The 12,334-nt window shown below is 70.4% G+C and carries 15 protein-coding genes; 6 read left to right on the forward strand and 9 right to left on the reverse strand.

What is annotated here, in order from left to right; translation table 11 throughout:
- Positions 1-15 precede the first annotated feature (15 nt).
- From hutH to hutU, 4 genes are read right to left on the reverse strand one after another with little or no spacing between them, the layout of a single operon-like run.
- Entirely contained in the window at positions 16-1,623 is a 1,608-nt protein-coding gene (gene hutH / locus LCY71_RS12390; protein WP_225333457.1) for a histidine ammonia-lyase, read from the reverse strand.
- Positions 1,616-2,848 (reverse strand): imidazolonepropionase, encoded by a 1,233-nt coding sequence (hutI, locus tag LCY71_RS12395; protein ID WP_225333458.1) that lies wholly within the window; start codon positions 2,846-2,848, stop codon positions 1,616-1,618. Before hutI ends, hutH begins: the two co-directional genes overlap by 8 nt.
- A complete protein-coding gene (gene hutG, locus LCY71_RS12400) occupies positions 2,845-3,768 on the reverse strand; it encodes a formimidoylglutamase (protein WP_225333459.1) in 924 nt (307 codons plus the stop codon). The genes hutI and hutG overlap by 4 nt, the downstream gene beginning before the upstream one ends.
- Entirely contained in the window at positions 3,765-5,501 is a 1,737-nt protein-coding gene (gene hutU / locus LCY71_RS12405) for a urocanate hydratase (RefSeq protein WP_225333460.1), read from the reverse strand. Before hutU ends, hutG begins: the two co-directional genes overlap by 4 nt.
- A 169-nt stretch (positions 5,502-5,670) precedes the next feature.
- Here hutU and LCY71_RS12410 point away from each other — a divergent pair, with 169 nt between their 5' ends.
- Entirely contained in the window at positions 5,671-5,943 is a 273-nt protein-coding gene (locus LCY71_RS12410; RefSeq protein WP_225333461.1) for a YgaP family membrane protein, read from the forward strand.
- Positions 5,944-5,971: 28 nt separating this feature from the next.
- Here LCY71_RS12410 and LCY71_RS12415 read toward each other — a convergent pair whose 3' ends face one another.
- Positions 5,972-6,895 carry a thiamine-phosphate synthase family protein gene (locus LCY71_RS12415; RefSeq protein WP_225333462.1) on the reverse strand — a complete coding sequence of 308 codons (924 nt, stop codon included), beginning with the start codon at positions 6,893-6,895 and terminating at the stop codon, positions 5,972-5,974.
- A gap of 155 nt (positions 6,896-7,050) precedes the next feature.
- Between LCY71_RS12415 and LCY71_RS12420 the strand changes: the two genes are divergently transcribed.
- Positions 7,051-7,980: a sulfide-dependent adenosine diphosphate thiazole synthase gene (locus LCY71_RS12420; protein ID WP_225333463.1), complete on the forward strand. Its 930-nt coding sequence runs from the start codon at positions 7,051-7,053 to the stop codon at positions 7,978-7,980.
- A 146-nt stretch (positions 7,981-8,126) separates the two neighbouring features.
- On the opposite strand, the gene LCY71_RS12425 is transcribed toward LCY71_RS12420, so the two are convergent.
- Complete coding sequence (locus LCY71_RS12425) at positions 8,127-8,426, reverse strand: DUF7344 domain-containing protein (protein ID WP_444542721.1); 300 nt, start codon at positions 8,424-8,426, stop codon at positions 8,127-8,129.
- 181 nt (positions 8,427-8,607) lie between these two features.
- Between LCY71_RS12425 and LCY71_RS12430 the strand changes: the two genes are divergently transcribed.
- Positions 8,608-9,420, forward strand: a complete 813-nt coding sequence (locus LCY71_RS12430; protein ID WP_225333465.1) for a helix-turn-helix transcriptional regulator — start codon at positions 8,608-8,610, stop codon at positions 9,418-9,420.
- A gap of 238 nt (positions 9,421-9,658) precedes the next feature.
- On the opposite strand, the gene LCY71_RS12435 is transcribed toward LCY71_RS12430, so the two are convergent.
- A complete protein-coding gene (locus LCY71_RS12435) occupies positions 9,659-10,132 on the reverse strand; it encodes a bifunctional nuclease family protein (protein ID WP_225333466.1) in 474 nt (157 codons plus the stop codon).
- Between the two features lie 183 nt (positions 10,133-10,315).
- On the opposite strand from LCY71_RS12435, the gene LCY71_RS12440 reads away from it, so the two are divergent.
- The 3 genes from LCY71_RS12440 to LCY71_RS12450 all read left to right on the forward strand — a co-directional run bounded on the left by LCY71_RS12440 (position 10,316) and on the right by LCY71_RS12450 (position 11,560).
- Entirely contained in the window at positions 10,316-10,606 is a 291-nt protein-coding gene (locus tag LCY71_RS12440; protein WP_225333467.1) for a DUF8081 domain-containing protein, read from the forward strand.
- Positions 10,607-10,724: 118 nt separating this feature from the next.
- Complete coding sequence (locus LCY71_RS12445) at positions 10,725-11,159, forward strand: hypothetical protein (protein WP_225333468.1); 435 nt, start codon at positions 10,725-10,727, stop codon at positions 11,157-11,159.
- A 170-nt stretch (positions 11,160-11,329) separates the two neighbouring features.
- A complete protein-coding gene (locus LCY71_RS12450; RefSeq protein ID WP_225333469.1) occupies positions 11,330-11,560 on the forward strand; it encodes a DUF8142 family protein in 231 nt (76 codons plus the stop codon).
- 73 nt (positions 11,561-11,633) lie between these two features.
- Here LCY71_RS12450 and LCY71_RS12455 read toward each other — a convergent pair whose 3' ends face one another.
- Both LCY71_RS12455 and LCY71_RS12460 read right to left on the reverse strand, forming a co-directional pair.
- Positions 11,634-11,894, reverse strand: a complete 261-nt coding sequence (locus tag LCY71_RS12455) for a DUF3194 domain-containing protein (RefSeq protein ID WP_225333470.1) — start codon at positions 11,892-11,894, stop codon at positions 11,634-11,636.
- A complete protein-coding gene (locus LCY71_RS12460; RefSeq protein ID WP_225333471.1) occupies positions 11,895-12,281 on the reverse strand; it encodes a prefoldin subunit beta in 387 nt (128 codons plus the stop codon). It abuts the gene before it with no gap.
- Between the last annotated feature and the right edge of the window lie 53 nt (positions 12,282-12,334).

The raw sequence follows: 12,334 nt of genomic DNA on the forward strand, positions 1-12,334 counted from the left end.
AAGCCGACCGCAGCCCTACGCCAAGTCGCCCCCCACCGCCGCGTCGACCCGCTCGACGAACTCCGGCGAGCGCGCGACCGCGGCCCCCCGTTCGACGTCCTCGTGGATCGGCCGGTCGGCCGTCAACTCGAGGACGACCTCCCTGATCGCCGCGTAGGCCTCGCCGGTGCCGCTGCCCAGCGCGAGGTCGTCGTCGACGAACTCGGCGGCTTGGGCGCCGCACACCAGTTCGACGCCGACGACGGTCTCGACGTTCCGCAGCGCCGTTCGGGCGTGAAAGGCCGACTGCGCGCTCATGCTGACGTGGTCCTCCTGGCTGCCGCTGACGGGCGTGTTGTCCGCGGAGGGGCGGCCGAGCGACCGGCACTCGTTGACCATCGCCGCCGCGGTGTACTGGGCGAGCATGTACCCCGACATGAGCCCGCTCTCCGGGGTGAGGAAGGGCGGGAGGTGCGGCTCCTGGATATTGGGGTTGAGCATCCGATCGACCCGCCGCTCCGAGATGGCCCCGAGTTCGGTCAGCGCGCTCGTCAGGTAGTCTAGCTTGAGCGCCAGCACCTCGCCGTGGAAGTTCCCACCGGAGAGGACGCCCACGCGGTCGGTCCCCGAGGCGCGCTCGTCGACGCGGTCGCGCTCGAACAGCAGCGGGTTGTCCGTCGCGCTGTTGAGTTCCGTCTCGACGCTCTCCCGGAGGTGGTCGACCGCCTCTCGGACCGGACCGTGGACCTGCGGGAGACACCGGAACGAGTAGGCGTCCTGCACGCGGTCGCAGTTGCGGTGCGACTCGACGACGTCCGAGTCGGCGGTCAGTCGGCGGACGTTGCCCGCGCTGGCGGCCTGTCCCTCGTGCGGGCGAACCTCGGTGATGGCCGGGTGCGAGGGGACCGTCGAGCCCATCGTCACCTCCGTCGAGAGCGCGCCGGCGACGTCCGCCGCACTCACGAGCCGCTCGGCGTCGACCACCAGCAGCGCTGCCAGACCGACGGTCAGTTGCGTCCCGTTGATCAGCGCCAGCCCCTCCTTGGCGCGGAGCCGGAGGGGGTCGAGGTCGACGCGCCCCAGCGCTTCCGCACCGGAGACGCGCTCGGCGTCCCCGTCACCGTTCGCCTCGTCTCCGCCACCGTCCACGTCCGCTTCCCCCTCGCCGAGCAGGACGAGCGACGTGTGCGCCAGCGGGGAGAGGTCGCCGCTCGCGCCGAGGCTCCCCCGGGACTTGACGACGGGGTGGACGCCGCGGTTCAGCATCGTCACGAGGTGGTCGACGACCGTCTCCCGCACGCCGGAGTGGCCCTTCAGGAGGGCGTTGACGCGGGTGACCATCATCGCCCGGACGGCCTCCCGCGGCAACTCCCGGCCCGCGCCCGCGGCGTGGCTGCGGACGAGGTTGGTCTGGAGTTCGTCGACGTCCTCCGGCGGGATGCGCTCGTCGACCAGTTCGCCGAAGCCGGTGTTGACGCCGTAGACGGCGTCGCCGGTCTCCGTGATGTCGTCGACCCACTCGCGGGCGCGGCGGACGGCCTCGCGGGCCGCCTCCGCGACGGCTACCTCGGCGTCCTCGCGGGCGACGGCCGCCACCGCCTCGGGCGTCAGGGACTCGCCGTCGAGGGTGACCGGGTCAGGCACACCGATCACCTCCGCGGACGACCGGGCGGCCGCGCCTGAGAACTGTCTCGACGCGGTCCACGCCGTAGCTGTAGGGCACGTGGACGTGCGTCGGCGCGTCGAGGACAACGAGGTCGGCCGGGGAGCCCTCCCGCAGCGTCCCCAGTCCCTCGCGGTCGACTGACTCCGCGCCGGTCGCCGTCGCGGCGACGACGGCCTCGGCGGGCGTCAGCCCCATCTCGACGCAGGCCAGCGCGACGTTGAGGGGGACGCTCTCGGCGTAGCAGTTCGGGTTGAAGTCCGTCGCGACGGCGGGCGCGACGCCGGCGTCGACGAACGCCCGGGCGTCCGCGTAGTCCTCGCCGAGGCCGAAGGCGGTGGCCGGCAGGAGGACGGGCGTGACGCCGGCGTCGCGCAGGGCCTCGATATCGTCGTCGGTGGCGTGCAGCAGGTGGTCGGCGCTGGCCGCGCCGAGGTCCGCCGCGAGTTGCGCGCCCCCGATGCGGGAGAGCTCCTCGGCGTGGACCTTCGGCGTCAGTCCCCGCTCGGCGCCCGCCTCCAGCACGCGCCGGGACTGGTCGACGGAGAAGGCTCCCTCCTCGCAGAAGACGTCGCAGAACTCGGCGATCCCCTGGTCCGCGACGGCGGGCAACTGGTCGTCGACCACGCGCTCGACGTAGTCGTCCGCGTCGACGTCGTCCGGGACGGCGTGGGCGCCCATGAACGTCGGGACGACGTCGACGGGGTGGCGCTGGTTGGCGCGGTCGACGACGTCCAGCATCCGGAGTTCGGTCTCCCGGTCCAGCCCGTAGCCGGACTTCACCTCGACCGTCGTGGTCCCGCGCTCGAGCATCGAATCGAGGCGGTCGAGCAGGTTCGCCAGCAGCCGCTCGGCGGGGGCCTCGCGGGTCGCCCGGACGGTCCGGAGGATCCCGCCGCCCTCGGCCATGATCTCCCCGTAGCTCTTGCCCCGCAGTTTCGCGGCGAACTCGTCGGCGCGGTCGCCGGCGAACAGGGCGTGGGTGTGGCCGTCGACGAAGCCGGGCAGCACGGCCCGGCCGCCGGCGTCCACCGCGTGGACGGCGTTCTCCGGCGGGTACTCGGCGGTGACTTCGCCGGTCGGACCGACCGCTGCCACCGCTCCGTCCTCGACCGCGAGGGCGCCGTCCGCGACTGTCTCCAGTTCCCCGTCCCGGACAACGGCCACCTCGTTCGCGTCGTGGACGACCGCGGTCAGTTCGCTCACCGCGCCACCTCCAGCCCCGCCAGCGCGTGGGCGACGACGCGAGCGCCCGCGGCCGCGGTCAGGTCCCCGTCCTCCAGCGGCGGGGCGCACTCGACCACCTCGAAGCCGGCCACGCGGTCGTCGGCGGTGGCGTGGCGGACCATCGCGAAGAGGTCCCGCGTCGGCACGCCGCCCGGGGTCGGCGCGCTCACGCCCGGCGCCGCCGTCGCATCGAGGACGTCCAGGTCGACGCTGACGTAGATCGCGTCGACGCCGGCCATCGCCCGCAGCGCCGCCTCGGCGGCCTCGATCGGATCGTCGGCCACGTCCCCGGACGGGACGATCAGCCCCCCGCGCTCCCGGACGTACTCGACGTAGGGCGTACTCGTCTCGAAGTTGCGGGCCCCGACCACGGCGAAGGCGTCGAGGCCGTCCTCGTGCAGTTGCCGGTAGGGCGTGCCGCTGGTGGGGCCGTCCCGCAGCTCTCGGCAGTCGAGGTGGGCGTCGAAGCTGATCGCGCCCACCGACCCCCGTTCCAGCAGCGGGGCGGCGTTGGCGTAGGTCAGCGAGTTGTCCCCGCCGAGGAAGACGGGGACGGCCCCCGTATCGTAGACGCTGTCGGCCAGGTCGGCGACGGCGTCCTGCACCGTCGCCGGGTCCTCGTCGATGATGGAGACGTCGCCCAGGTCCGCTAGCGGGCCGACGGGCCCGGCGGCGAGGTGGTGGGTCGTGACGCCCGCCAGTTCCTCGCGGACGGCGGCGGGTCCCTCCCTCGCCCCCTGGCGACCGATCACCGCGCCGTCGTAGGGCTCGCCGACGAGGGCGGCGTCGTAGTCGCCCGCCTCGTCCAGCGTGGCGGGTTCCACGACGTCGCCGAACTGCTCGTCGTTCGGGTCGTCCGACGTGCCGCTCCAGTCGGGGGCGTCGGTGAGTCCCGTCATCGTTCGTCCATGGGAACGTCGACGCCAGACTCGCGCGCCTCATCGATGGCTTCCTCGTAGCCGGCGTCGGCGTGGCGGATCACGCCCGTTCCGGGATCGGTCGTGAACACGCGGCGGGCCGTCTCCGCGGCGAGGTCCGACCCGTCGAGGACGACGTGGTTGTTGGCGTGCAGTGCGTTGCCGATGCCGACGCCGCCGCCGTCGTGGACGCTGACGACGTCCGCGCCCGCCGCGCAGTTGAGCAGGGCGTTCAGGATCGGCCAGTCCGCGATCGCGTCGGAGCCGTCCTTCATGGCCTCGGTCTCGCGGTTCGGCGAGGCGACGCTGCCCGCGTCGAGGTGATCGCGCGTGACGACGATCGGTGCCGCGATCTCCCCCTCCGCGACGAGGTCGTTGATCGCCAGGGCGAAGCGGGCGCGCTCGGTGAGTCCGTCGGGGTCGTCGGCCGATCGATATCCCAGCCAGCACACCCGCGACGGCAGCCCCTGGAACTGGACGCGCTCCTGTGCGAGGTCGATCCAGCGGTGCAGCGCCTCCTTCTCGGGAAACAGCTCCGTGACGGCCTCGTCGGTCCGGTGGATGTCATCGGGGTCGCCGGAGAGCGCCAGCCAGCGGAACGGACCCTTCCCGCGGCAGAACTGGGGGCGAATGTACGCTGGCACGAAGCCCGGGAAGTCGAAGGCCTCGTCCACCCCCCTGTGCTCCTTCACCTGTCCGCGGATGTTGTTGCCGTACTCGAAGGCCACCGCGCCGAGCTCTTGCAGTTCGAGGATGGCGTCGACGTGGCGCTCCATCGTGTCCAGGCTCTCCTGCACGTACCGCTCGGGGTCCTCCTCGCGGAGTTCGTCGGCCTCGTCGACGGCGTACCCGCTCGGGTAGTACCCCTCCAGTTCGTCGTGGGCGCTCGTCTGGTCGGTGAGGACGTCGGGGACGAACCCGCGCTCCAGCATCGCCTCCAGCATGTCGGCGGCGTTGACATGGACGCCGACGCTGTACGGTTCTCCGGCCTCCGCAGCCTCCCGCGCCCGCTCGATGGCCTCGCCGACGTCGTCGGCCTTCTCTTGGCAGTATCCCGTCTCGATGCGCCGGTCGATGCGCGCCTCGTCGACGTCGGCGGCGATGCAGACGCCCTCGTTCATCGTCACCGCCAGCGGCTGTGCGCCGCCCATGCCGCCGAGCCCGCCCGTGGCGACGATCCGGCCCTCGAGGGTCCCCTCGTACTCCTGCCGGGCCAGCTCGGCCAGCGTCTCGTAGGTGCCCTGGATGATCCCCTGCGTGCCGATGTACGCCCACGACCCGGCCGTCATCTGGCCGTACATGATCAGCCCCTTCGCCTCCAGTTCGTGGAAGTGGTCCCAGTCGTCCCACTTCCCGACCAGATTGGAGTTGGCGATCAGGACCCTGGGTGCCCGCTCGTGTGTCCGGAAGCGGCCGACGGGCTTGCCGCTCTGGACGAGCAGCGTCTCCTCGTTCCCGAGGTCCCGCAGCTCGCCGAGGATGGCGTCGTAGGCGTCCCAGGAGCGGGCAGCCCTGCCCGTCCCGCCGTAGACGATCAGCTCTTCCGGCTTCTCGGCGACCTCCGGATCGAGGTTGTTGTTGAGCAGGCGGAGGGCGGCCTCCTGGCGCCAGCCCTCGCACTCCAGATCGGTCCCGGTCGGCGCGCCCTGGTACTCCCGCCACTGCTCGCTGGGCTCGCCGACCGACTGGTCGCTCGCCGTCGGTACGTCTGTCATTGAAGAAACATCTGTGGGCCAGTGCCAAGACGTTGGCGCCCCGTATGGACCGTCGGCTTCGGGGGGAACGGGAGCGATCTACTGCGAGCGACCTCGTCTCCGCTTTGTCGATTGGTACGTGCCAACATACGACGCTTCTATGTGTCGAGGGGACGAAGGTCGACGTGCCATGGAGAAGAACGTCGGTGGATACGACCGCATCGCTCGGCTCGTGGTGGGACCGATACTCCTGCTCGTCGCCGTAGCCGTCCTCGCTGGCGTCGTCACAGTGACGGGACTGCTGGGCGCAGCCCTGATCGTTGGCGCCCTGCTGGTCGGCCTCGTCCTGCTCGTCACGGGGTTCACGCAGCGGTGTCCGCTCAACGACGTGCTGGGAATCGACACCTACCGGGGTCGCCAAGACGAACCGGGCGAGGACGTCGACGTCGGCCGGGCCCAGTGATCCGGGGGCCCGACTCGACGCCCGCAGGTCACGCCGAAGCTCCCTCGACCAGTTCGACCGCCAGTTCCGCCGCCTCCGTCGCCGTCTCGCCGAGGACGTAGGTCACGGGCTCGATGCCGAATGCGCCCTCGTGGTAGCAGACCCGCGCGGGACGGCCGCGCTCGCGGAAGCGTTCTCGGAGGCGCTCGTCGCGGTCCTCGTAGCCGGCGTCAAACGCCAGCGGGTCGATCCCCCGGTCCCGGGCCGCGTCGAGCAGCGCGTCCGACGTGGCGAGGTTCAGCGCTCCCCTGACGTCGGGGTCGACGGCCATCGCGGCGAGAATCGTCGTGGCCACGCGCTGGGACGCGCCGAACTCCGGGTCCGCGGGGACCAGCACGCGCGAGTTCACCGCCTGGAGGCGTCCGGGCACGGCCGCCACGTCCGTCGCGTCCTCGGCGTCCGGGACCGCCGTGCCCACGTTCGTCCCGACGTTGGGGACGTGATCGATCGTCGCGGGAGCGTCCGCCAGCCGACGGGAGGCCCGCCGGACCGCGTCCAGCGCCTCGCGCTCGGCCAGCACGGCGCCGTCCGCGCCGCGGACGCAGAGGTCACAGCCCAGCCCTTCCAGCGCGGGCATCTCCTCCTCGTGGACCGCGCAGATCGGGCCGCGGTCCTCGAAGGCCCGGATCAGCTCTAGCAGCTCCGCGAGCGCCTCGTAGCCGCCCGTCGACCCGGACGCGAACCCGTCGGCGATCCGCTCGACGGTCCGCCGCAGGCGCTCGTCCCCGCTGAACCGCTCCTCCAGGTCGGGGTCGCCGCTGACGTACGTGCTCACCGCGGCCTGGGTCACGCCGAGGTGGGCGGCGATCTCCCGCTGGGTGAGACCCCGCTCGGCCAGGGCTCGCGCCAGCACGGCCCGCGCCGTCGGCAGGAACCGCTCGACAACGATCTCGCTCGGGAGCCGCAGCGACATGGCGGCGTCTTCGGCCAGCCCGGTCAAAAGTCCACCGCGCCGTGCCCGTGAGGCCCAGAGCGGCCGAACGTCCGGGATTCGGCCCTCGAACAACCGGATTCGACAGGCAGAGTATAACGAAAGTGGTTTACCACCTGGTGCTATTACCAGCTAATATGAGCCAGGACGGCTTCGATCAGTTCAGCGACGTCGGTGAGGCGGAAGTCACGCGGGCAATCGGCCAGGAGTGGACCGAGGAGTTCATGGACTTCTCCGACTCGGACGTCATCATCGTCGGCGGCGGCCCCTCCGGTCTGATGGCCGCAAAGGAACTGTCCGAGCGCGGCGTCCAGACGATGGTCGTCGAGAAGAACAACTACCTCGGCGGGGGCTTCTGGCTGGGCGGCTTCCTGATGAACAAGGTCACCGTGCGCGACCCGGCCCAGCAGGTCCTCGACGAGCTCGACGTCGACTACAAGCAGTCCAAGGACAGCGAGGGCCTCTACGTCGCCAACGGCCCGGAGGCCTGTTCCGGCCTCATCAAGGCCGCCTGCGACGCCGGCGCCAAGATGCAGAACATGACGGAGTTCACCGACATCGTCATCCGCGAGGATCACAAGGTCGGCGGCATCGTCATGAACTGGACGCCGGTCCACGCGCTGCCCCGCGAAATCACCTGCGTCGACCCCATCGCCGTCGAGGCCGACCTCGTCATCGACGCGACCGGCCACGACGCGATGGCGGTCAAGAAGCTCGACGAGCGCGGCGTCCTGAACGCGCCCGGCCTCGAGGACGAGGCCAGCGGCATGGACCAGACCGGCGACGACTCCTACGGCGCCCCCGGCCACGACTCGCCCGGCCACGACTCCATGTGGGTCGGCGAGAGCGAGGACGCCGTCGTCGAGCACACCGGCCTCGCCCACGACGGCCTCGTCGTCACCGGCATGGCCACCGCGACCACCTACGGCCTCCCGCGCATGGGCCCGACCTTCGGCGCTATGCTCGTCTCCGGCAAGCGCGCCGCCCAGGAGGCCATCGACGAACTCGGCGTCGACGCCGACCCCGTCGACGTGACCTCCCGCGACGCGTCGCCCGCCGACGACTGACACGAGATCGCGAACGGAGTGAGCGACCTCGGCTTGAGCGAGCGGGAGTGAGCGAAGCGATCCGTGAGCCGCGAGGATCGTCTAACGGACTCCCAGTTTCGTCGGCGTGACCTGAATCGAGAGGACCGCCGGGGGTCCAGGTCCGATCACGGCCATCCGTTCGGCAACGCTTCTTCGTGCTCCCGTAGCATCCGGAGGGCCGGCCGAATTTCGTCGAACGCCGGCCCTTTCTCGAGCGATTGCGCCTCTTGCTTCCACTCGACGTACCCGTTCTCCTCCAGTTTCGGAACGTGAGTGTGGAGGAGACGGACGGACTGTTCCTCCGCTTCGCACGATTGAACCAGTTCCTCGATCGGGACTGGGTCCTCGCGTTCGAGGAGTGCAGTCAACAGTCGCCGGCGCTCTCGGACGGCTATCGCGTCGAAGAAATCGTCTCGCGCACCCATCTTACCTGTGGGTAAGCCACCAACCGCCCATTAGGTCACTGCGTGTGCACTGACGCACACAGTGGAAAGTCGTATATAATAGTATTGGCCAAACGGTACTCATGAACAGTCGTCAATCTGGTTCGAGTGGGTCCCGGGTCGACTCGGGTCGTGACTGCTCCGATACCGGTGCGGAAGTCGAATGAACGGGAGCGGCGACGGCGATGGGTCACCGCCGCAAGTCATCGATTTTCTCGCGGCTTCGGAGCACCGGATAGAGACGCTCCGTGTGCTCGTCGAGCAGGGAACCGTGACCCGTCGGGACGTGCGCTCGGAGGTCGACGCCTCTCGGTCGACCGTGCGTCGAACGCTCGAGGGATTCCTCGAACGCGGCTGGGTCGAATCGACGACGGACGGGTATCGCATCACCCCGGCCGGCGAACTGATGGTCGACGTCTTCGGCCAGTTCGTCGAACGCGTCGAGCGCGTCGAGACGTACACGCCACTGCTTCGGTGGCTACCGCCGTCGGCGCTGGACGTGGACCTGGCGTGGCTGGAAGGCGGTACCCTGACGGTGGCGACCGAGGCGGATCCGTACGCCCCTGCACAGACACAGACCGAGACCGTCCGGACCGCGGAGCGGTTCCGCGGCTTCCTCCCCGCCATCGAACGCGACGGAACGGAACTCGTCCACGACCGAATCACGGCCGGAGAGCTCACCGCCAGTATCGTCGTCTCCCCGGCAGTCAGCGAGACCGTCCGCTCGGACCCCTTCGAGGAGCTGTTGCGGGAGCAGCTCGCGACCGGTCGCCTCGACGTCTTCGTCTCGCCGGATCCCCTCCCGTACTACCTCGGACTCCCGGACGAGGACGGCGTCGAGATCGGCGGGATGGACGACGACGGGATCCCGCGGGCGCTCCTCCAGTCGACGAACGACGACTTGCGCCGGTGGGGAGAGGAGACTTTCGAGTCCGCCAGGGCGGACGCCGAGCGGCTCACCGAAGGGGATCTGTGACGGTTCCGCGGCCGACCCCGCTGTCGAGATCGACAGTGACGAGACCGACACCGGCGTAGCCGCCAGTAGCAGCGGCGACCGCCCTGGCCTCGTAGATCCCGAGAGCTTCGTCCGCTCGTGGTACTCGCGGGCGTCGACCACGCTGAACGTTCTCACACCACAGGGCCTTGCGGGTACGGAAGGCGGCCCGTCGAGCGATCGGTCAGAAACGCAGAAGACGAGGCGACCGCCAGGCGTCCTATAGCTTGAAGTCGTTCTCGTCGTCGTTCCCTTCCTCGGCGGCCTCCTCGAAGGCCTCCGGCGGCTGGCCGGCCTCGTCGACCACCTCGTCGGAGACGATCAGCGGGCAGTCCACTCGCAGCGAGATGGCGATGCCGTCGGAGGGGCGAGCGTCGAACACCATCTCCTTGCGGCGGTCTCCCAGGTACTGCTCGGTGTCGATCTTCGCGTAGAAGGTGCCGTCCGCGAGGTCGTCGATGCGGACGCGGTCGACGGCCGCGCCGAACTCGGCGATCATCTCCACCATCAGGTCGTGGGTCAGCGGCCGCTCGAAGGGCTCCCCCTCGATGGCCAGCTGCATCGACTGGGCCTGGTCCGAGCTGACGAAGATGGGGATCACCTCGTCGCGGGCCCGCAGCAGGACGACCGGCGCGCCGGATCCCTCCTCGCCGACGCCGATCCCGACGCCTTCCACCGTGGCCTCGTGTTCCATATCCAACGATTAGGCACCCGGGTATGAAAAGCCCACCCGTCGCCCGGAACGGCCGCGTCCGGTTGGGCTGGCGAGACTACGAGTGCGAACAGCCGGAGAGACCCGGCTGGCCGTTCGAATTCAGAGAATCACTTTCACCGTGCGCGGCCAACAGCTACGGTCTTCGAGCCCCAAGCCCGCCGCGTGACAGACGAGTACGTCGTCGCCGTCAAGCCGTCTGCGCGCAAGCGCTCGCGGGCGGTCGGTGAGTGGGTCAATCGCGAGGGGCCCTGGCGGGCCTTCCCGACGAAGGCGCTCGCTCGCGAGTGGGCGCGGGAGTGCTCCCGCCCCGACGCGCCGGTGTGGCTTCAGGACGCGCCGCCGTGGGACGACGGTCCCGCCGACGGCTACCTCGTCGGCGGCCGGCGCGCGCCGGCGACCGGATCTGCCGACACCCGCCAGCGCCCGCTGGACGACGTCGGCGACCGCGCTTAGCCCGATTAAACCGGATTAAATCGGCCCCGAGATCGCCCAATTCGGCTTAACTCGAGAGAATCCGGATTTTCGGTTTTCCCCCTTCAAGGTGGTCCGGTCCAGTAGCATTGGGTGCAGCATGACGCTCAAAACCATCGCGGGCGCCGTCCTCGCCGTGCTCGTCCTCACGGGCACGGCGGCGGCGCTCCCCGGCGCAGCTCCCGCACAGGCCGACGATCACGCGAACGCCACGGCCGCCGACGACGCGGCCGCAGCGGCCGAAGCGAACGAGTCCGACGACGTGAACGCGCGCCCCGACCACGCGAACGCGCGCCCCGACGACGCCGACCGCCGCGGCCCGCCGTCCGACCTCCCCGATCAGGTGCCTGACTTCGTGGGCGAGGTCCACGACCTGATCAACCAGAAGCTCGCCGGCGACCTGACCGGCTCGCTCGGCGAGCAGATCAGTGCGGTCACGCCCGACGACGAGGGTGACGGCAACGCCACCGACGCCGGCGACGCCCCTGCCGGGAACGCTACCGACGCCCCCGCCAGGAACGCCACGCCGGCCTGACCGGTAGTCCGTCCACGCGCCCCCTGACGCCGTTCCCCTCCGCCGCGTAGCTCCCACCCCCTCACGCCGCTGACGCCGTTCCCCTCCACCGGGACGCCGCTGTTCCCGGCTGGTTCTCCCGGGTCGTACAGAACGCGACGCTTTTGGCGCTGGCGCACCGATCGTGAGCCATGAGCGAGCGCGAGGGACGGATCGACGTCGGGGACCTCCGGGAGGGCGACAACCACCTGAACCGCAGGCGTGCGGCGCTGTACGTTGCCCCGTTCATCGCGCTCGGGCTGTTCGACCTCGTGTTGCTCCTGGGGTGGGGGCTCGACCCGCTGTGGGCGTTCATGATCCTCCCGCCCATCCTGTTCATCTCCGTGCTGGCGTGGATCGCGTTCCGGACCGGCCTCGCCTGACGACGCGGAAGCTGGCCGCTATCGAGCACATCGAGCGCCGCCGAGAGCGGCGGCGTCGGGACGAGAACGCGACCTATTCGAACAGTTCGTCGACGGCGGCGCGGGCCGCCATCGCCGCGTCGTCGGCCACGCGGTCCTCGTCCTGGCGGCTGTCCGGCGCGTTCACGTAGACGTCGACGTCGAGCACGCCGTCCTCGAAGCTGACCGTCACGTCGAGATCGTCGACGTCACCCCGGTCGAGCCGCGAGAAAACGACGTCCTCGGCCGCGTCGGCGGCCGCCGCGACCGCTTCGTCGGGCGACGGCTCGCCCGCGGTCGATCCGTCGGTCGGCATTTACGCGCCGCCGGCGCCCGGACCGGGAGCGCCGCCCGGACCGCCGCCGCCGAGCATCTGCTGGAGTTCGCCCTGCAGGTCCTCGAACTGCTCGCGGACTCGCTCCTCCTGCTTTTCGAGGGTCTCGACGCGGACTTCCAGGCTGTCGACCTTCTCCTCGAGGTCCTCCTTGGCCTCGCCGTACTCGGTCTTCACGAGGAGTTCGCCGACCTCGCGGTACATGGTGGCGTCCTCGTCGATGTCGTCGAGCTCCTCCAGCGCCGTCTCGGACTCCTGGAGCTGCGTCTCGGCCTGCTGCTTCTGCGTCGCGACCTGCTGTGCCGTCTCCTGAAGGTCCTGCAGTTCCTCCAGCTTCTCCTGTGCTTCGGGCGGCAGATTACCCTGCATAGTGCCAACCTTGAGGGCCTGACTGAAAAACCCACGCTTCTGGCTTCGGTTCG

The sequence above is a fragment of the Halomicrobium urmianum genome (assembly GCF_020217425.1).
GTDB classification, from domain to species: Archaea; Halobacteriota; Halobacteria; order Halobacteriales; family Haloarculaceae; genus Halomicrobium; species Halomicrobium urmianum.

What these genes read in the sequence shown, in the direction of transcription:
- LCY71_RS12420 (WP_225333463.1), top strand. Translation starts at nt 7,051, where the DNA reads ATGAGCCAGGACGGCTTCGATCAGTTCAGCGACGTCGGTGAGGCGGAA.
- LCY71_RS12410 (WP_225333461.1), top strand. Translation starts at nt 5,671, where the DNA reads ATGGAGAAGAACGTCGGTGGATACGACCGCATCGCTCGGCTCGTGGTG.
- LCY71_RS12450 (WP_225333469.1), top strand. Translation starts at nt 11,330, where the DNA reads ATGAGCGAGCGCGAGGGACGGATCGACGTCGGGGACCTCCGGGAGGGC.
- LCY71_RS12430 (WP_225333465.1), top strand. Translation starts at nt 8,608, where the DNA reads ATGAACGGGAGCGGCGACGGCGATGGGTCACCGCCGCAAGTCATCGAT.
- hutU (WP_225333460.1), bottom strand. Translation starts at nt 5,501, where the DNA reads ATGACAGACGTACCGACGGCGAGCGACCAGTCGGTCGGCGAGCCCAGC.
- LCY71_RS12460 (WP_225333471.1), bottom strand. Translation starts at nt 12,281, where the DNA reads ATGCAGGGTAATCTGCCGCCCGAAGCACAGGAGAAGCTGGAGGAACTG.
- LCY71_RS12435 (WP_225333466.1), bottom strand. Translation starts at nt 10,132, where the DNA reads ATGGAACACGAGGCCACGGTGGAAGGCGTCGGGATCGGCGTCGGCGAG.
- LCY71_RS12445 (WP_225333468.1), top strand. Translation starts at nt 10,725, where the DNA reads ATGACGCTCAAAACCATCGCGGGCGCCGTCCTCGCCGTGCTCGTCCTC.
- LCY71_RS12455 (WP_225333470.1), bottom strand. Translation starts at nt 11,894, where the DNA reads ATGCCGACCGACGGATCGACCGCGGGCGAGCCGTCGCCCGACGAAGCG.
- LCY71_RS12425 (WP_444542721.1), bottom strand. Translation starts at nt 8,426, where the DNA reads ATGGGTGCGCGAGACGATTTCTTCGACGCGATAGCCGTCCGAGAGCGC.
- hutG (WP_225333459.1), bottom strand. Translation starts at nt 3,768, where the DNA reads ATGACGGGACTCACCGACGCCCCCGACTGGAGCGGCACGTCGGACGAC.
- LCY71_RS12415 (WP_225333462.1), bottom strand. Translation starts at nt 6,895, where the DNA reads ATGTCGCTGCGGCTCCCGAGCGAGATCGTTGTCGAGCGGTTCCTGCCG.